21 protein-coding genes are annotated in these 16,893 nt (G+C 40.1%); 13 read left to right on the top strand and 8 right to left on the bottom strand.

The features are described from left to right. Positions 1–179 precede the first annotated feature (179 nt). Positions 180–1,166, top strand: coding sequence for a hypothetical protein (locus MTF67_RS16515; protein ID WP_058547970.1), 987 nt, complete (start codon positions 180–182; stop codon positions 1,164–1,166). A gap of 43 nt (positions 1,167–1,209) precedes the next feature. Continuing rightward, a complete protein-coding gene (locus MTF67_RS16510) occupies positions 1,210–1,803 on the top strand; it encodes a hypothetical protein (RefSeq protein ID WP_248520136.1) in 594 nt (197 codons plus the stop codon). A 5-nt stretch (positions 1,804–1,808) separates the two neighbouring features. On the opposite strand, the gene MTF67_RS16505 is transcribed toward MTF67_RS16510, so the two are convergent. Continuing rightward, positions 1,809–2,171 carry a hypothetical protein gene (locus tag MTF67_RS16505; RefSeq protein WP_008129050.1) on the bottom strand — a complete coding sequence of 121 codons (363 nt, stop codon included), beginning with the start codon at positions 2,169–2,171 and terminating at the stop codon, positions 1,809–1,811. A 97-nt stretch (positions 2,172–2,268) separates the two neighbouring features. Here MTF67_RS16505 and MTF67_RS16500 point away from each other — a divergent pair, with 97 nt between their 5' ends. Further along, positions 2,269–2,715 carry a TerB family tellurite resistance protein gene (locus tag MTF67_RS16500; RefSeq protein ID WP_008129052.1) on the top strand — a complete coding sequence of 149 codons (447 nt, stop codon included), beginning with the start codon at positions 2,269–2,271 and terminating at the stop codon, positions 2,713–2,715. An 11-nt stretch (positions 2,716–2,726) separates the two neighbouring features. Here the strand turns inward: MTF67_RS16500 and MTF67_RS16495 are convergent, their stop codons facing one another. Continuing rightward, positions 2,727–3,293 carry an NAD(P)H-dependent oxidoreductase gene (locus MTF67_RS16495; protein ID WP_006793765.1) on the bottom strand — a complete coding sequence of 189 codons (567 nt, stop codon included), beginning with the start codon at positions 3,291–3,293 and terminating at the stop codon, positions 2,727–2,729. 119 nt (positions 3,294–3,412) lie between these two features. Between MTF67_RS16495 and MTF67_RS16490 the strand changes: the two genes are divergently transcribed. Further along, complete coding sequence (locus tag MTF67_RS16490) at positions 3,413–4,306, top strand: LysR family transcriptional regulator (protein ID WP_248520135.1); 894 nt, start codon at positions 3,413–3,415, stop codon at positions 4,304–4,306. Between the two features lie 108 nt (positions 4,307–4,414). Here the strand turns inward: MTF67_RS16490 and MTF67_RS16485 are convergent, their stop codons facing one another. From MTF67_RS16485 to MTF67_RS16470, 4 genes are all read right to left on the bottom strand, one after another. Beyond that, positions 4,415–4,786: a hypothetical protein gene (locus MTF67_RS16485; protein WP_248520134.1), complete on the bottom strand. Its 372-nt coding sequence runs from the start codon at positions 4,784–4,786 to the stop codon at positions 4,415–4,417. After that, a complete protein-coding gene (locus MTF67_RS16480) occupies positions 4,786–6,402 on the bottom strand; it encodes a S41 family peptidase (protein ID WP_248520133.1) in 1,617 nt (538 codons plus the stop codon). Before MTF67_RS16480 ends, MTF67_RS16485 begins: the two co-directional genes overlap by 1 nt. 146 nt (positions 6,403–6,548) lie before the next feature. Further along, positions 6,549–7,208 (bottom strand): endonuclease, encoded by a 660-nt coding sequence (locus MTF67_RS16475; RefSeq protein WP_006793769.1) that lies wholly within the window; start codon positions 7,206–7,208, stop codon positions 6,549–6,551. A 56-nt stretch (positions 7,209–7,264) separates the two neighbouring features. Further along, positions 7,265–7,963, bottom strand: coding sequence for a hypothetical protein (locus MTF67_RS16470; RefSeq protein WP_248520132.1), 699 nt, complete (start codon positions 7,961–7,963; stop codon positions 7,265–7,267). Between the two features lie 246 nt (positions 7,964–8,209). Between MTF67_RS16470 and MTF67_RS16465 the strand changes: the two genes are divergently transcribed. Next, positions 8,210–8,590 (top strand): hypothetical protein, encoded by a 381-nt coding sequence (locus tag MTF67_RS16465; RefSeq protein ID WP_006793771.1) that lies wholly within the window; start codon positions 8,210–8,212, stop codon positions 8,588–8,590. 1 nt (position 8,591) lies between these two features. Here MTF67_RS16465 and MTF67_RS16460 read toward each other — a convergent pair whose 3' ends face one another. Further along, positions 8,592–9,035, bottom strand: a complete 444-nt coding sequence (locus MTF67_RS16460; protein WP_248520131.1) for a hotdog fold thioesterase — start codon at positions 9,033–9,035, stop codon at positions 8,592–8,594. Between the two features lie 176 nt (positions 9,036–9,211). Between MTF67_RS16460 and lexA the strand changes: the two genes are divergently transcribed. The 5 genes from lexA (at position 9,212) to MTF67_RS16435 (ending at position 14,420) form a co-directional block, all read left to right on the top strand. Continuing rightward, on the top strand, positions 9,212–9,829 hold the full coding sequence (gene lexA / locus MTF67_RS16455) for a transcriptional repressor LexA (protein ID WP_006793773.1): 618 nt from the start codon (positions 9,212–9,214) through the stop codon (positions 9,827–9,829). A gap of 415 nt (positions 9,830–10,244) precedes the next feature. Further along, positions 10,245–11,387, top strand: coding sequence for a cytochrome c oxidase subunit II (gene coxB / locus MTF67_RS16450; RefSeq protein ID WP_006793774.1), 1,143 nt, complete (start codon positions 10,245–10,247; stop codon positions 11,385–11,387). Continuing rightward, positions 11,387–12,979 carry a cytochrome c oxidase subunit I gene (gene ctaD, locus MTF67_RS16445; RefSeq protein WP_006793775.1) on the top strand — a complete coding sequence of 531 codons (1,593 nt, stop codon included), beginning with the start codon at positions 11,387–11,389 and terminating at the stop codon, positions 12,977–12,979. Before coxB ends, ctaD begins: the two co-directional genes overlap by 1 nt. Next, entirely contained in the window at positions 12,979–13,509 is a 531-nt protein-coding gene (locus tag MTF67_RS16440) for a cytochrome c oxidase assembly protein (RefSeq protein ID WP_010557765.1), read from the top strand. Before ctaD ends, MTF67_RS16440 begins: the two co-directional genes overlap by 1 nt. Before the next feature lie 35 nt (positions 13,510–13,544). After that, entirely contained in the window at positions 13,545–14,420 is an 876-nt protein-coding gene (locus tag MTF67_RS16435) for a cytochrome c oxidase subunit 3 (RefSeq protein ID WP_248520126.1), read from the top strand. Here the strand turns inward: MTF67_RS16435 and MTF67_RS18545 are convergent. Then, positions 14,320–14,631 (bottom strand): DUF2909 domain-containing protein, encoded by a 312-nt coding sequence (locus tag MTF67_RS18545; protein ID WP_074210162.1) that lies wholly within the window; start codon positions 14,629–14,631, stop codon positions 14,320–14,322. The two genes, MTF67_RS16435 and MTF67_RS18545, sit on opposite strands and share 101 nt — an antisense overlap. 14 nt (positions 14,632–14,645) lie before the next feature. Between MTF67_RS18545 and MTF67_RS16425 the strand changes: the two genes are divergently transcribed. Genes MTF67_RS16425 through MTF67_RS16415 form a run of 3 tightly spaced genes read left to right on the top strand, consistent with a single transcriptional unit; the run spans position 14,646 to position 16,882 of the window. Next, positions 14,646–15,386 carry an SURF1 family protein gene (locus MTF67_RS16425; protein ID WP_248520123.1) on the top strand — a complete coding sequence of 247 codons (741 nt, stop codon included), beginning with the start codon at positions 14,646–14,648 and terminating at the stop codon, positions 15,384–15,386. Next, entirely contained in the window at positions 15,376–15,870 is a 495-nt protein-coding gene (locus MTF67_RS16420) for a hypothetical protein (RefSeq protein ID WP_006793780.1), read from the top strand. The genes MTF67_RS16425 and MTF67_RS16420 overlap by 11 nt, the downstream gene beginning before the upstream one ends. Positions 15,871–15,892: 22 nt before the next feature. Continuing rightward, entirely contained in the window at positions 15,893–16,882 is a 990-nt protein-coding gene (locus MTF67_RS16415) for a COX15/CtaA family protein (RefSeq protein ID WP_006793781.1), read from the top strand. Positions 16,883–16,893: the final 11 nt, after the last annotated feature.

The following is a 16,893-nucleotide window of genomic DNA, read 5'->3' as shown; positions in this document are numbered from 1 at the left end:
TTTAATTTTATTTGATTATAAATCAGATGCTTATGTGTTTTTTTACTTGTTATAAGTAGATAAAACATTATAAAAGCAGAGCTGTTATCCTTTAGTCTAAGTAGTGGTCTGTGTATTTTAATTGAACTGAAATAGTGCATCTGCTAGGTTCAATGGTTACTAAAATAATAAGAAATATAATGCAAATTCAATCCCCTAAATCAATTGGTATTTTACTCGGTACGCTTTACGGCATATTTATGCGGCTGTTTGTAGAGCTATTAGATACTTATAATTTAAGTAGCCTTGTGTCTATTTCCTTTATGTTTTTAGTGCCTGTTGCAATTGGCTATATTCGTATTCACTTTGAATTTAAAAGCTCAAAAACATTAACTAAAAGGCAAATGGTGACAATTGCTTGGCAGCCAATTTTTGTTTTTTTACTTGTAAGCGTTATTACACTGCTGGAAGGCAGTATTTGTGTGGCAATGGCTTTGCCTGCCTTTATGCTCTTTGCAAGTATGGGTGGTTTACTGGCAGGCTTTATTAAACAACGTCAGACAAAAAACGCTAACCGGCCTTTACTTTCAATAGCTTTACTTCCTGTATTGCTCTCACCTATTGAGGTAAATTATTTACACTTATCAAAAACGTACGAAGTCACCAACTCTATAGTTATTGAAGCGCCTATAAACCGTGTGTGGCAGCAGCTTGCAAATGTAAGCACCATAGAGCCACAAGAATTGCCATTTTCGCTTACCCAATTAATAGGTGTACCTAAACCTTTAGAGGCAAATATGAATGCTACGGGTGTTGGGGCTGTTAGAACGAGTAAATGGCAAAAAGGAGTTGCATTTAAAGAAGTGATTACGGATTGGCAGCCAAATAAACAGATGCTTTATAGATTTGAGATAGACCCTGATGCTATTCCCGATGATGCACTCGATAAACATGTAAAACTAGGCGGCGAATACTTTTCACCTCTTTACGGTGGGTATGCGTTAAGTGAAGATAAAAGCGGCAATACGATTTTAACTTTAAAAACGACTGTGCAAGATAATACAAATTTTGGTGTTTATTCGCGAATATGGGGTGAGGTGATTTTTCAAGACTTCCATTATTCACTTTTAACATTAATGAAAAATAGATCAGAAAAGCCACTTGTCGCAGCTATTTCCCATTTTTAGCTTAAACCGCTATGGTATTAAAAAACTATTATAAGAGTACTTTATGAAATTATTAACGGTAGCAACGTTATTACTTGCCTCATCAGCGGCTATCGCGCGCCCAGCGCCCTTGGTATCTATACCAACACATGATGCGTTTTTTAATAATATTGCCGCGCATTGTGGTAAAGCGTTTGAGGGCAAAGTCAGCGTAGATAACGCAAAAGGCCCAAGCTCATTTGATAATAAAAAACTAATCATGCATGTACGCAAATGTACTGATAGCGAGCTGCAAGTGCCATTTCATGTAGGTGATGATGCATCACGTACGTGGATCATTACTAAAACAGGTAGTGGTTTGAGTTTAAAGCACGATCATCGCCATGAAGATGGTAGCGATGATGTCTCAACTATGTATGGCGGTCATACACTTGATGCGGGTTTTGCACAAATGCAGTCGTTTCCAGCTGATCAATATTCTAAAGAATTATTTGTAGCACAAGGTATTGCACAGTCGGCAGGTAATACATGGCAAATGTATATTTATCCTGAGGTATTTACTTATAGGCTAATTCGCCAAGGACGTGAGTTTAAGGTGGATTTTGATTTAACTAAACCAATTACGCCACCCGCTGCACCATGGGGATACGAAGAGTAAGCGTATTATTCAGGCTCTTCGCATTGCAATAAAACCGTTAAAGGTGGTTGATAAGCGCGTGGTTTAGTAGGAAAACGTTCGTACTCTTGCACGCCTTCAAGCACTTTTAACATAAAAGTGTTACCACGGCATAACCTGTCTGCATGGCGCAGTAAAAACATACTTTGATTAGCAAAGTGTTTGTAATCGTCTGATTGTATTTCTATTTTATAATTGCTGTTGTCAATTTTGGTTTGATAATAATGAACTTTGTTATCAAAGTCGTATGATTTTTCTTTTTCGACGGTGTCGGCCAGTGCAGTGCCTGTATTCGAAAGGCCCACCAGTACGCAACTAATGATAAAGCGCGGTGAATATAACCCTTTCATAAAATGTATCCTTTAATTTGCGAACTTAATACCCATTAAATACTCATACAAGTTCGGTTTATGTACGTTAAGTCTAACACCCAAAAGAGATAATGTGATGTTCAAACAAATAAAACAGCTTTTTACAGCATTCGATGATCCAGCGCCAAGTATAGAGCCACACGATTTAAAAACGGCTGTAGCAGCGTTGTTAATTGAAGTAATGCGTGCAGATACCAAGCTTGACCATGATGAACAACACACCCTGACTGTAACCTTAAAAAAATACTTTAATTTAACTGATTCTGAAGTTGAAGAACTCACTACCAATGCAGCAAGTAGTTTAGATGGTGCAATTGATTACTTTCAGTTTTCAAAGCAGATTAATGAGCATTGCAGTGCGGCAGAGCGAATAGAGATAATAGAATTGCTGTGGCGTTTAGCCTACGCAGACGGTGAAATAGACCCACAAGAAGAGTATGTAATACGTAAAATAGCGGGTCTATTATATGTAACGCATGTTGATTTTATCGCCGCAAAAATAGCGGCGACAAAGCAAAAGTAAAGCGTATAAGGTTACTTTAATTTGCTTGCAACACTGACTAATTGATGAGCAAGCGAAGATACTTTATCGGCTACTTCTGGGTCGCTAATTTGGCCATTGTCATCAAAAACAGAAAACGCAGACGGTACAGCAAGTTGGTCGGCAAGCACTAACGAACCAATGCCGCTTAAAATATCACGTACGTGGTTTAAACCGCGTAAACCTCCTAATCCACCTGGTGAAGTAGCAAATAAGGCCACAACTTTATTACGAAACGCCGGTACTGCACCTTGCTCAGTGCGTGACGCCCAATCTATAGCGTTTTTCAATGGCGCAGTGATCGAGCCGTTATACTCTGGGCTTGCCAGTAAAATACCATCTGCAGAGCGAAGTTTGTCTTTTAAACGTTGTGCATCAGCGGGTGTGCCTTGTGCTTCAATATCTTCGTTAAATAGTGGAATATCTAACTCGTTTAACTGAATAACTTCTACTTCAGCACCTGTTTGCAGAGCAAAACGTGCTGCTTCATTAATAAGTTTTTGATTAAAGCTTTCTTTACGTAAGCTGCCCGCAAGCGCGATAATTTTTGGTGCTGACATGAGTTTGGCCTTTTTATGTTTTAAGTTACATACCTAATGTAGCAAACTTTTACTTGTAGAAAACCCAAATAAACGCAACACTTATGTGCATATATGCACACAAGTTAAAGGCAGAGCGCATGGCAATTAAATTTGATGACTGGCAAGACGTAAAAGTGGCCTTTGAAGTGGCGCGGCTTGGCACACTTACAGCTGCAGCAGAGGCACTTAATGTGCACCACAGCACTGTGTTAAGACGAATTAACAGCCTTGAAAAAAACCTAGATACCCGCTTGTTTCATCGCCATGCTCGTGGTTACAAGGTAACTGAAATTGGCGCTAAATTATTTACGACAGCGCAAACTATAGATACCTCGCTTGAACAGCTACATAACGATATTGCCGCTGCCGACAGTACTTTACGCGGAAGTTTATTACTTACTACGGTGAGTGGGTTTATTGATGTTATGGGTGATGTATGTGAGCAATTTCAGGCATTACACCCACAAGTGCAGCTTGAAGTTATTTTGGAGCAAAAACGCTTGCGGCTCGATCACGGGCAAGCACATATTGCGCTTCGTGCAGGCCCTAAACCTGATGAGGGTGACTACATTGCTCAGCACTTAGCAAAGCTTACATCGGGTTTATATGCTAACAAACGCTACATTACAAGGCATGGCATGCCTAAATCACTAGGTGATTTATTGCAGCATAATTTTGTATCAGGAGTGGCGGGATATAATGCACGCGTACCTTATTTTGCTTGGGCAGACGAAAACATTCCTGCATCGCAAATCAAATTACGTGTATCAGAAACTGCCGAGGCCACGCGCGCGATTATTAAAGGCTTAGGCATTGGTGGTTTACAACATGATGTAGCAGCGCAATATAGCGATTTGGTCCCTGTGCTACATAGTGAATTAAATTGGCCCACAGATGTGTGGTTAGTGACCCACCATTTAGTGCATCGCACCGCGAAAGTACAAGCTTTTGCAGGCTTATTAAAGGCGCATTTTAATAAACTTGCTAAGTAAAAAAATTGAAGGGCTCCCGATCGAGTTATTTTTTGGCAATTAGCATTTAAACAGTTTTACAATGAAAAGGCGTACAACAACAAGTTGTACGCCTTTTTAGTTTTTAAATTACTGTGCTTTACAACTTACGTTTTTAAGCTCAATAGTGAGATCTTTTTTAGGGTAATACAGCACGCATTGCTCGCCAATAATTTGCAAAACAAACTTTTCTGACTTGATATTATGCGCGCCCATAATGGGCATACCATTGGGATCTTTACTTGTACTATGGCTTAGTAAAAGCTCACTGCGTTTGGTAAAAACGGTGTCGGCCAGTGTAACAAGCGTACCGCCTTTAGCTTTTATTATCGCCTGTTGCAGCACAGTTATAACGCCTGGGTTAACCTCTGTTAATAGCGCAGGCTTTGCAACGGCATTACTCATACTATTACACCCTCCTATACTTATTAATACAGTGAGTACCGCCAGTAACTTTACCATTATTGCTCCTTAGACAACGTAGGCCATGTAAGGTCCATGTTACCGCGGGTAAGATCATTTGGTGCGTTTAAAGGCTGCAGTTTTTCGCTCGTAGCAGCAAAGTTTGGTACATCTACTTTACTATTAGCGACTGTTGTTGTAATTGGGCATGCGCCGTTATTATCTATATGAAAAAGTGCTGTAGATAGTAACCTTTCGTTGCTATCACCAAGTTGATTATCAAAGTCATCACTAACAACACACCCTTGTACATCGGCATTAAATTGTGGTGTTGGTGTTGGGGTAAAGCCTGCGGCATATTCGCCAAAGCCTTTACTGTTAACGCCACTAAATTGAATGGTGTAGTAGGTTGTTCCACAGTTGTGTGTAGGCGTAAATCCGTATGGTTTACCACAGGTTGTGTCGCCAATAAGTACCACCTCTGCATCTATTCCCTTTAAGCCATTAATAAATGCTTCAGAGGCTGAACAGGTACCTGATGTACTTAGTACATACACTTTAGATAAGTTCAAATCAGGTAATTTATCGCCAGTACTAAAAAACGTTGAGTAATCTATTTCTTCGTCAATAAACGGAAATGGAGAATCGACAGGCTGTTTATCATTTTGTTGTGTTTGATAGTAAAAGCGGTTTTGTACATTGGCACTTCCTGCCACCATATACGCTAGCTGCGCAGACAGCGCTAATAAACCACCGCCGTTGTATCTAAAATCAATAACGAGTTCGTCTACGTTATCGGTTCTAAATTTATTTACTGCATCAATTAGGCCCTCTTGGGCAATACCTATATGACTATTAAACTGCATATAACCAACGCGCGTGTTATTGCTTGTTACAATCGTTTTTACATTTTGAACAGGCGTTTGCTCAATGTTACCCGCTGTGACGTTAAATGTTTTTTCCGTGCCGTCGTTACTGCGAACAACAATTGTATGCGAATCACTGTTGGTTGGGCTAAATAAGCCTTCGTTTAAAGTATCAATCCCGGCTTGGGTATTGGTATTAATACTTACGCCATCCACTTCAAGTACGGTATCGCCTCGTTGAAAGCCAATTTGGCTTGCTGGTGAGTCATCTTCAAGGTAAGCAACACGTAAAATTCTATCGGCTGAATCACCAATAAATGCCCAGTTAATACCATAACCAGAGGTAACGCCCGATTGTGCTTCTTGGAAGTAATCTTCAGAGGGTTCTGAAAAATGAAAGTTATCTTTTTTAGCGCCTGAATCGGTTAGCTCTTCGGTTTTTAGTTGAGCAAAATAGTCAGCGACAGTATCAAACGATTCAGGGTCGTTATCGGCTATTTCGTCATACCACAGGTATGTTTCGTCGCTCCATGAGCGAAGCCATAGTTTTTCGTATAAGGCTGAGCCAGCTTGGTCAGGGTAAGGCTCATTATTATTAAACGGGTCGTTACCTGTACGCGGTGTTTCACAAAAGTTTTTAAGTTCGTCTGAAGGTTCAAATACACCGGCAGTCCATGTCGGTGTGCTACTTGTAGGTGGCGTGACAGGCGCTGGTGTAGTATTGCTACCTCCGCCTCCACCACAACCTGTTAAAGCAAAAACTGAGAGCGCGCTAATAATTGCAAGCGATAGAGTGTTGTTTTTAAACATATTCGGTACTTCCTGTAAATAAGTTGTTTAAAATACTACAACACCTGATTATTTATTCAACGTTTTGCTTTTTCTTTATGTAAATAATTGTGTCATTTTTTATTGGTAAAGCAGTATTTTAAGTTCGCTTATTAGCGGGAATATCATTACATTTTTTGTATAGTGCTTTTTAGTGCTAGGTCTTGCTTTTGCCACGCATTAAAAAGTTTTTGTTGTTGTTTTGAAATTTTTAAACCATAGGTTTTTTGCATGTAAGCATAGGCGTCGGCAATTTTTTTACGGGCATAAAATGGTGGCTCAACAACACGTTGCTTAAAGTTTACTTTTACATCGCATTGGCCGTATTGAGTCGCGGCTCCACCTAGCATGCCAAAACGATAATTAGAGCGGTCAGCATTTATTTCGCCAATTGCGGGGGCTAAGTTATTTATATCAGCTTCCATTTTTCGAAATTTTTCGCTGACTTTACGGCAGTTTTTCCGCCCACCATTTTGCCAACATTGTAGTTGATGCCCAAACTCCCATGCCGATACAATATGCTCCCATTCAATACGTAAAGCGCGCTGGTTTACTTTGCCTGAGCGGGTAAATGTATTACGAGGTACATAGCCACAACCCGTTGGATCTGGCACTAGTTTTTTACCTTGTTTTTTAATATCACAACCGCAATACAGGCTTTTTGCATTGTGCGGTAGCGTTTTTATTAAGTGCTTTTTAGCAGTAGAGAAGCGAGTAAAGTCTTTACTTGATACCGAAAAACAGACACAGCAAGCCAGTAAGGCCAAAATCAATCGGGTCATATCCATCACATACGTGAACTACAGGAGCCCCTAGTTTACTGGTTCAACAGGCAAACATAAACTTATTTAAATCTGCGTTTAATCCTTATGTTTTGCAATAGCAGTAAAAAGCCAGTTAAACAAAAAAGCACACTGGATGCAGCAAAGCTAATTAATAGAGGATTGTTAAAGTTTTCACGTTCATCGTAATCCATAATATGCAGCATCCAAAAAAAGTCGAAAATTCGCCACAGTGTGCTGCGCACAGTAATCACTTTGCCTGTATCTGATGACAAATAGAGGGTGGTATTAAATGTATCGTTAAATTGTACTTTCCATACATCTTTTTTATAACCGCTTTCTCTTGGCCCTAAACCTAACAAAGTTGTACTTACTGGTTGAGCATCAATAAGTAAATGCGCGTGTGCATTAGCAATTATTTGCTGTTTGTTGGGGGCTTTGAATGGTTGCCCAGTCATGCCATTAAAACTTTGAGGGTTGCCTTCACTGGTTACAGTTATAAGTGGGGTAGATAAAAAATGTGCAAAGGTTATTTTAGTCGGATTAGTTACTTGTGAAACAATATTATCAATTGATGCCACGTAATCGCTGCTTTTAAAGGGGTTAACTAGGGTGCGTGTTGCTAGGTGTTTACCATGTACTTTTTCAAGCGGGATGGCGCTCATAACCAAACCGCCAAGCAACCAAGCTAGTATTTGTATTCCTAATAAATAGCCCAACCATTTATGAAGTTTACGTGCTGGTTTAAAAATTTTTTTCATGTGTGTTTATCTTATTATTTTTACAAGACATTTTACGCGATGGTTGAGCAAGGTGAGTGCGACAAAATGTCGCACTAGTGCATTAAAATAGCGTTTCAGCACAATAGCGCCAATTGTAAGCAGCAATAGCACTCTAAAATAAGAGTATTACCATATAAAACGTCTATTTATAGGGTGTTGATTTGGTATAAAGGTAAAACTGCGTTAAAGTTTGCATGGTAACCATTAGAGGATAAATACGAGACAATGTCGGAAATTCAATTTTTAAATGTAGATCTAGAGCTTGAGTCAAAACAAGATATTAGTGTGCTGGTGGCCGACCTAAAAAAAGTCGCAACGATTTTACATTATGACAAAGACGAATACCGTCAATTAGCACGTATTGAGGTAGCTGGCGATGTAAAATCACCAGACAAAGCAATAAACCATATATGTGAGCTTATTGAGTCATGTTCACGCAATGCATTAAAGCAATGGTTAAGCTGCTCACGTAGAACGTTTGATATAGGGTTTGAGTCAGGCACGTCGCCAAAGTGTTTTAATCAAGCTTTACATGCAGATACACTACTGCGTATATCTGCTATTGGCGCGGGTATGGAAATAACAATTTACCCTCTCGAAAAATAACTTACGCCTTTCGCTCAACAACGGCTGCGGTCATTTTTGATACGCAGCACAGCTCGTTGCGGCTGTTTGTGATTTTTATTTCCCAAACAGAGCTTCGTTTTCCAATATGAAATGCGCGTGCTGTTGCCGTTAATGCACCATTGCGAGAAGCCTTTAAATAGCTTGCACTTATTTCTTGCCCAACACAGTAAAACTTTGTGAAATCAACCACAAAATTAGCAGCATAGCTCGCTACGGTTTCGGCGAGTACAACGTTTGCGCCGCCATGAACCATACCAATAGGGTTATGGTGTGCAGGGATTGCAGGCATAGTTGCTACTAAGTAATCGTCGCCTATCTCTGTTATTTCTATCCCCATGGTTTTCATTAGCGTCCCTTGGCCATTAATGCCTTCGTCCAATTGTTTACACAATGCTAATGTAATGGGTTGATGCCAAATACTCATATAGATTTCCTTAAATTTATTGTAGCAAGTTACTATTTTTATAGGCTATTTTAGAAAGCCTCTAAAATGTACACGTAAGGAAGTAATTTAGCTATTTGAACGGATAATTTAAATTTGCGATTTTTATTTAACTGTATATACTCACAGTTAAATGTACTGTATGGAAAACCAGTTGTATGCGCCCATTAACTAAACGCCAAGCTCAAATACTCGAATTAATTAAAGTGTTTATTAAAGACACTGGTATGCCGCCTACACGTGCCGAAATAGCACAAACGTTAGGGTTTAAAAGTGCAAATGCCGCTGAGGAACATTTAAAAGCCCTTGCCAAAAAAGGGGTGATTAAAATGAAACCTGGCGCAAGCCGTGGAATCCAACTTGTTGAAGAAGAGGAGCCAGAACAATTAGGTTTACCGCTTATTGGCCGAGTTGCGGCAGGTTCCCCTATTTTGGCGCAAGAACATGTTGAAAGCCACTGTAAAATTGACCCATTAATGTTTAAACCAGCTGCCGACTTTTTACTGCGCGTAAACGGTATGAGTATGAAAGATATAGGCATTATGGATGGCGATTTACTTGCTGTGCATAAAACACAAGTGGCTGAAAATGGTCAAGTTGTGGTTGCCCGTGTTGATGACGATGTAACCGTAAAACGCATTGAAAAGGCGGGTCGCCAGGTGTTGCTTCATGCTGAAAATGACGAGTTTGCACCAATTAAGGTCGATCTTGAAACTGAGTCGTTCAACATTGAAGGCTTGGCAGTGGGTGTAATTCGTAACGCGGACTGGATGTAGTTTTTCTTATTTTATAAAAAGCGCACTTTTTTGGTGCGCTTTTTTAATTTTTAAAATTTTGTTTGTTTTTTATTCACACTCTTTCATTTCATCCTTAGCCCTTACCACCTCTCGACTTGAGCTATTTCTCTCTACGTTCAACTAAATCAACTCTCTACTTTTTATATATTTATTGTTTGTTTTTAATACAAAAAACTTGCATGGTGGTTAAATATTAACTAATTGTTAATAAGCTGACGCTGGCAATACTCATCGCTTTTAAGTTTTGAGCACACACAATAAACTTTTGCTAGCGCAGTGAATGCCAATTTTTATAAATAAAACGGCATTAATAAAAAAATAAAAATAACGAATTGGCGTTTAAGCCGTATGCCTCTTCGCTTTGCACTAGCAACAGCATCAAAGGAGTCGTCACATGGGTAAACTTAGTTGTACCTTGTGGCTTATATTGTGTGTTTTTCCGCAGTTAGCCTTGGCAAATAGCCAATTTAATATGCGTAAGGGCGTTACAGATATAAGTGAAAATGTTTACGAATTACACATGACCATATTTTTTATATGTTGTGTGATTGGGATAATAGTGTTTGCCATTATGCTTTGGGCACTCATTCATCATCGCAAATCTAAAGGAGCGGTTCCCGCTCAATTCCACGAAAGCACCAAAGTAGAAATTCTTTGGACCGCCATTCCATTTGTTATTTTAATTGCAATGGCAGTGCCAGCTACAAAAACCTTAATCGCTATGGAAGATGCCAGTAAAGCCGACTTAACAATTAAAGTTACAGGTTCACAGTGGAAATGGCATTATGAATATATGGGAGAAGATGTAGAGTTTTACTCAATGCTTGCAACTCCTCAGGATGAAATAACTAATTTAGCTGATAAAAACCCAAATTATTTACTTGAGGTAGACAAACCCCTCGTACTGCCAATTAATCAAAAAATTCGTTTTTTAATGACCTCAGATGATGTTATCCACTCTTGGTGGGTACCAGACTTTGCCGTTAAAAAAGACGCCAACCCAGGCTTTATTAACGAAACATGGACCAACATAAACGAAGAAGGCATTTACCGGGGTCAGTGTGCCGAGCTGTGCGGTAAGGATCACGGGTTTATGCCCGTTGTGGTAGAGGCCAAATCTGAGGCTGACTTTAAAGTATGGTTGGCCGATGCTAAACAAGCTAAGCAACAAGCAGCTTTAGCTGATGCCGCTTTACTTGATCAAACATTACCTAAAGAAGAGCTAATGGAGCTGGGCGCTCAAGTATACATGGCAAGTTGTGCAGCATGTCATCAACCTACAGGGTTAGGGCTACCGGGCGTATTTCCGGCTCTAAAAGGCAGCCCAATTGTACTTGGCGATATCAAAGGTCATATAGACATACTTATCCATGGGAGCCCAGGTACGGCAATGCAATCATTTGCCAAGCAGTTATCTATAAAACAATTGGCTGCGGTTATTACTTACAAGCGAAATGCATGGGGTAACGATACCGGTGATGTTATTCAGCCTAGTGAGATTCAAGCAGCACTTGATGCCGACGTGGAGGCTAACTAATGAGTAGCATAGCAGAACAACCAAACGCCAATGAAGCGCATCATGCTCATCATCCAGCTAAAGGCTTTAAGCGCTGGCTTTATACAACAAATCATAAAGATATTGGCAGTTTATATTTAATATTTTCGTTGACCATGTTTTTAATTGGTGGCGCCATGGCTATGGTGATCAGGGCCGAATTATTTCAGCCAGGGTTGCAGTTGGTCGATCCCCACTTTTTTAATCAAATGACTACAGTTCACGGTTTAATAATGGTGTTTGGCGCCGTTATGCCTGCCTTTACGGGATTAGCCAATTGGATGATACCGTTAATGATAGGTGCGCCAGATATGGCATTACCTAGAATGAATAACTGGAGCTTTTGGATCTTACCTTTCGCATTTTTAATTTTGCTTGCTTCTTTATTTATGCCTGGAGGAGGTCCTGCTTTTGGCTGGACCTTCTATGCTCCGCTTTCAACCACATACAGTAACGACAATACTGCCTTGTTTGTATTTGCGGTGCACATAATGGGTATTAGCTCAATTATGGGTGCTATTAATGTGGTTGTGACTATAGTTAATTTGCGTGCACCTGGGATGACGTGGATGAAACTCCCCTTGTTTGTATGGACATGGCTAATAACGGCATTTTTACTCATTGCTGTTATGCCCGTTTTGGCAGGGGCGGTGACCATGGTTTTAACCGATAAATATTTTGCGACTAGCTTTTTTGATGCTGCCGGCGGTGGCGATCCGGTGATGTTCCAGCATATATTTTGGTTTTTTGGTCACCCCGAAGTTTACATCATGATTTTGCCAGCCTTTGGTATCATTTCAACCATAGTGCCCACTTTCTCGCGTAAAAAGCTATTTGGCTATGCATCTATGGTTTATGCCACGTCATCTATAGCATTGCTAAGCTTTATTGTGTGGGCGCATCACATGTTTACCACCGGTATGCCGGTAGCTGCAGAGCTATTTTTTATGTACTCCACAATGCTGATATCGGTACCTACCGGCGTAAAAGTATTTAATTGGGTAGCTACCATGTGGCGCGGTTCTATTAGCTTTGAAGTCCCTATGATGTTCAGTATTGCTTTTATAGTGCTGTTCACATTAGGTGGTTTTTCAGGGTTGATGCTTGCTATTACTCCCGCTGATTTTCAATACCACGACACTTATTTTGTAGTGGCTCATTTTCATTATGTGTTAGTGACAGGGGCGGTATTTTCAATCATGGCCGGTGCTTATTACTGGCTGCCAAAATGGACTGGCAATATGTTTAATATCACGCTGGCTAAGTGGCATTTTTGGTTGTCGTTAGTCAGTGTAAATGTGCTGTTTTTTCCAATGCATTTTGTGGGTTTGGCTGGTATGCCTCGTCGTATTCCTGATTATGCACTGCAATTTGCAGACTTCAACGCAATTATAAGTATTGGTGGTTTTGCATTTGGTTTATCTCAGCTGTTGTTTGTAGTGGTTGTTTTTAAATGTGCAAGAGGCGGCGAAAAAGTCCCTGCAAAAGTATGGGATGGCGCTGAAGGGTTAGAGTGGGAAGTTGAATCCCCTGCGCCTTACCATACCTTTTCAACACCACCGGAAATTAAATAATGACCCACGCACCGCTCCTTAAACGCTTGATTATTATCAGCATAGGTATGTTTGCGTTTGCGTTTGCCTTAGTGCCGTTATACGACGTGTTTTGTGACTTAACCGGGCTAAATGGTAAGCCATCGTTAGAGCAAGCGCAGCAAAGTAGCGTGATTGAGCAAACAAGGGACGTTAGCGTGAGTTTTACAACTCATGCACAAAGCGGAGCACCTTTTGAGGTGAAATCAAAAGAGTACAGTGTGGTTGTGAAACCCGGAGAAATGCGAGAAGTCGTTTTTAGCGCAAAAAATAGTAGTGAACTCGATAAAGTTATGCAGGCAGTACCGTCTGTTTCACCAGGCAAAGCGGCAAAATATTTACACAAAATGGCCTGCTTTTGCTTTGATCAACAACCCCTAAAAGCGGGGGAAGAGCTCGAATTTAAATTGCTTTTTTATGTTGATACAGCGCTTCCAAGTGATGTTGAAGAGCTAACTTTGTCTTACACCGTATTTGATATTAGTGAGCAACTAGTTGCCAGTAATAACTAGCAACAAACACTAGTGCGAAACTAGGAGCAAGTAAAATGAATCAAGAACATGAGCATTATTACGTACCAGAGCAAAGCCCGTGGCCCATTGTAGGGGCGGTTGCGTTGTTTTTTATCGCCGTAGGCGCAGGCTTAACAGTTATGGAAGTTGGCAAGGAAGGGGGGAGCGGTGTTTATTTACTTTATGCCGGTATAGCCGTTCTTTTATATATGTTATTTGGCTGGTTTAAAAATGTTATTCACGAGTCAGGCCAAGGGTTGTACTCAGCACAAATGGATCGTTCTTTTCGACAAGGCATGAGCTGGTTCATTTTTTCTGAGGTTATGTTTTTTATGGCCTTTTTTGGTGCGTTATTTTATGCACGTATGATTTCGGTGCCTTGGTTGGGGGGCTCGGGTAACAATGCTATGACTAATGAAGTGTTGTGGCCTACTTTTGAAGCTATGTGGCCTTTGGTTGTTACACCTTCCGGTGACACAACCCAAGCTATGGGGTGGCAAGGCCTACCATTGATCAATACGTTAATTTTAATCGCTTCATCGGTCACGTTACATTTTGCCCATGTTGCAATGGAAAACAACAAACGTAAACCACTGAAAGTATTTTTAGGACTTACGGTGTTATTGGGCGTGTGCTTTTTAGCATTGCAGGTAGAGGAATACGTTCATGCATATAATGACTTAAATCTAACATTAGATGCCGGTGTGTACGGTAATACATTCTTTTTGCTTACAGGCTTTCATGGCATGCATGTCACACTCGGAGCCATACTTTTATTTGTCATTTTAATACGAATATTAAAAGGTCATTTTACCAAAGAAAAGCACTTTGCGTTTCAAGCTGCTGCTTGGTATTGGCATTTTGTTGATGTGGTATGGCTGTGTTTATTTGTGTTTGTATATGTGCTGTAACGTTTATGGGCGAGCTATTTGCCTTTATATAACCGAGCTTAACTGCTGCGATTGCAACCACTAATACAACAACCGAAAACAACACTCGGCGCCCTAAAAAGTGAGACATAGGTCGCCCGTTTGTTTTCCCAGACACCATAATAAATAGCGCTCTAAATAAGTTAAAAAGTATAAACATTAACAACAGTACAATAATAATTTTAATAATCACTGAGTTGACCCTTTATGCAAGTAGTTTTAAGGCACAAACAAAAGCTTAGTTCAATAATCACAATTTGTATGGTTGTGGTTGTCGTACTGGTATGTGTGCGCCTAGGTTTTTGGCAATTAGAACGAGGTGAAAAAAAACAGCAACAGCTCACTGCCATCGCTCAAATACAAACTCATGGTGTTATGAGTTGGTCGCAGTTGCTTAATTTACCAAAGCAGTGGAATAAAACCGGTGTACTAGTCGAGCTTAAAGGGACACTTTTAAGCGAGCATTACTGGTTGTTAGATAATCAAGTATATAACGGACAAGTGGGTTACGACCTACTCGCCCTGTTAAAACCAAATAATGATATGCGTGCAGTATTGGTTAATTTAGGTTGGGTGAGAGCCCCGCTATCACGGGATATTTTACCCACAATAGTTATGCCTAAAGGTGAGTTTACGGTCAAAGCACAAATTAAAGAGAATAACCTCAGTAGTTTTACCCTAGAAGACAAAACCTCGAGTGGTGATCTGCCCAAACGCATTCAATCAATCGACTTAAGCTTTATACAATCACACACTAATTCCCCATTGGTTAACTTTATGGCTTACCGCCAAGGTGAGGGTGATGAAATTGCGATACCGCATTACGAAGCGGTTGTAATGAGCCCACAAAAACATAACGCCTATGCGGTGCAGTGGTTTTTAATCGCCTTTGCATGTGTTGTTGTAGCCATTTTTGCGAGTAAAAAAAGGAATAAAAATGAAAAATAAACCCCTTTTATTGTTTGTAACCTGTTGTGCTATCCCTTTGTTTTTAGCCTATAGCGCGCTGAAATTTGATTGGTTACCTAGTGCGGTTACAAATCACGGTGAATTTCTAAATGAAGAGATAAAACTAGAAAACTGGCAACAAAATAATCCTAAACAATGGACTATAGCACTTAATTATTCGAGTGAGTGCAGTGCGTCATGTAACGAGCAACTTGAGGCGCTTAATAATTTGTATATAGCGCTTGGTAAAAATCAAGGAAAGGTAGATATGGCTGTTATGGGGAGTCCTTCACAAGCAGACTTACCATGGAAAAAAATGGCTCAGCAAGCAAGCTTGACCCCCGCAAGTTTGTATTTAATTGATCATATGGGGCTTGTGGTACTTGAGTACCCATATAAAGCAAAGCCTCAAGAAAACCGCTTAGTTCAAAAAGGGCTATTGAAGGATTTAAAAAAACTACTTAATTATTCTCGTTCAAGCTAATCCGTTTAGTGTGAGGTAAAAGATGTACAAAAATTATAAGAATTGGGTTTTATTGACCGGACTTTTTGCTTTAGTTGTTGTTGCACTAGGTGCATACACTCGTTTGAGTGATGCAGGGCTGGGTTGCCCAGATTGGCCCGGATGTTATGGCTTTTTAACGGTTCCTAAACATGAAGCTGATATTGCTTTAGCAACACAAAGCTACCCTGATATGGTGTTTGAAAAAGCAAAAGCCTGGAAAGAAATGATTCATAGGTATTTTGCGGGCACCTTAGGATTGATGATTTTAGCGCTGTTTATTGTTGCTTTTTTAAAGCGTCAATTTCCAACTACACCATTAAAGCTCACATCTTTATTGCTATTACTTGTTGTGTTTCAAGCTGCCTTAGGTATGTGGACTGTCACTATGAATCTGCAACCACTTATAGTGATGGGGCATTTATTGGGTGGTTTTAGTATTTTATCGCTGATTACATTGCTGTATTTAAGGTTAACAGCAAAACCCATTATGGGCGGAGATGCGGGGGCTAAGCGGTATTATGGATTAAGTTTAATTGCGCTTATTGTACTGGTCTTGCAAATAGCGCTGGGTGGTTGGCTTGCGGCTAATTACGCAGCACCACACTGTAATGGTTTACCTTTATGTGATTACGCTCAGCCTTTTTCACTGAGGAGTGTTTTTCAGTTACCGCTTGAACACAGCAACTATGAGTTTGGTGTGCTTTCACAACAAGCAAGAATGTCTATTCACTTATTACACCGTATTTGGGCATTAGTAACCTGCATAGTATTGGCGATTATTATGTGGAAAATTTACAGTCACGCTTACTCTCAAAAAATTAAAAGCTGCGTAATAGCAGTATTGGTTACTTTATTTTGCCAAATTAGCTTAGGACTCATTTTGGTACATTGGCACTTTCCGTTGGGTGTAGCACTGGCGCATAACCTAATGGCTGCCATACTGTTATTAAGTATGGTTAGGTTGTGTTATTACCTAAAATCACGCACATAAAGGAGAAATAT

It is taken from the genome of Pseudoalteromonas sp. 2CM32C, from assembly GCF_023161925.1.
Lineage (GTDB): Bacteria > Pseudomonadota > Gammaproteobacteria > Enterobacterales > Alteromonadaceae > Pseudoalteromonas > Pseudoalteromonas marina.
This window is presented reverse-complemented; position numbering and strand designations above follow the sequence as displayed.

Bases quoted from the DNA above. Each gene is read 5' to 3' on its own strand.
- MTF67_RS16515 (WP_058547970.1), top strand. From the start codon at position 180: ATGCAAATTCAATCCCCTAAATCAATTGGTATTTTACTCGGTACGCTT.
- MTF67_RS16510 (WP_248520136.1), top strand. From the start codon at position 1,210: ATGAAATTATTAACGGTAGCAACGTTATTACTTGCCTCATCAGCGGCT.
- MTF67_RS16505 (WP_008129050.1), bottom strand. From the start codon at position 2,171: ATGAAAGGGTTATATTCACCGCGCTTTATCATTAGTTGCGTACTGGTG.
- MTF67_RS16500 (WP_008129052.1), top strand. From the start codon at position 2,269: ATGTTCAAACAAATAAAACAGCTTTTTACAGCATTCGATGATCCAGCG.
- MTF67_RS16495 (WP_006793765.1), bottom strand. From the start codon at position 3,293: ATGTCAGCACCAAAAATTATCGCGCTTGCGGGCAGCTTACGTAAAGAA.
- MTF67_RS16490 (WP_248520135.1), top strand. From the start codon at position 3,413: ATGGCAATTAAATTTGATGACTGGCAAGACGTAAAAGTGGCCTTTGAA.
- MTF67_RS16485 (WP_248520134.1), bottom strand. From the start codon at position 4,786: ATGGTAAAGTTACTGGCGGTACTCACTGTATTAATAAGTATAGGAGGG.
- MTF67_RS16480 (WP_248520133.1), bottom strand. From the start codon at position 6,402: ATGTTTAAAAACAACACTCTATCGCTTGCAATTATTAGCGCGCTCTCA.
- MTF67_RS16475 (WP_006793769.1), bottom strand. From the start codon at position 7,208: ATGGATATGACCCGATTGATTTTGGCCTTACTGGCTTGCTGTGTCTGT.
- MTF67_RS16470 (WP_248520132.1), bottom strand. From the start codon at position 7,963: ATGAAAAAAATTTTTAAACCAGCACGTAAACTTCATAAATGGTTGGGC.
- MTF67_RS16465 (WP_006793771.1), top strand. From the start codon at position 8,210: ATGTCGGAAATTCAATTTTTAAATGTAGATCTAGAGCTTGAGTCAAAA.
- MTF67_RS16460 (WP_248520131.1), bottom strand. From the start codon at position 9,035: ATGAGTATTTGGCATCAACCCATTACATTAGCATTGTGTAAACAATTG.
- lexA (WP_006793773.1), top strand. From the start codon at position 9,212: ATGCGCCCATTAACTAAACGCCAAGCTCAAATACTCGAATTAATTAAA.
- coxB (WP_006793774.1), top strand. From the start codon at position 10,245: ATGGGTAAACTTAGTTGTACCTTGTGGCTTATATTGTGTGTTTTTCCG.
- ctaD (WP_006793775.1), top strand. From the start codon at position 11,387: ATGAGTAGCATAGCAGAACAACCAAACGCCAATGAAGCGCATCATGCT.
- MTF67_RS16440 (WP_010557765.1), top strand. From the start codon at position 12,979: ATGACCCACGCACCGCTCCTTAAACGCTTGATTATTATCAGCATAGGT.
- MTF67_RS16435 (WP_248520126.1), top strand. From the start codon at position 13,545: ATGAATCAAGAACATGAGCATTATTACGTACCAGAGCAAAGCCCGTGG.
- MTF67_RS16425 (WP_248520123.1), top strand. From the start codon at position 14,646: ATGCAAGTAGTTTTAAGGCACAAACAAAAGCTTAGTTCAATAATCACA.
- MTF67_RS16420 (WP_006793780.1), top strand. From the start codon at position 15,376: ATGAAAAATAAACCCCTTTTATTGTTTGTAACCTGTTGTGCTATCCCT.
- MTF67_RS16415 (WP_006793781.1), top strand. From the start codon at position 15,893: ATGTACAAAAATTATAAGAATTGGGTTTTATTGACCGGACTTTTTGCT.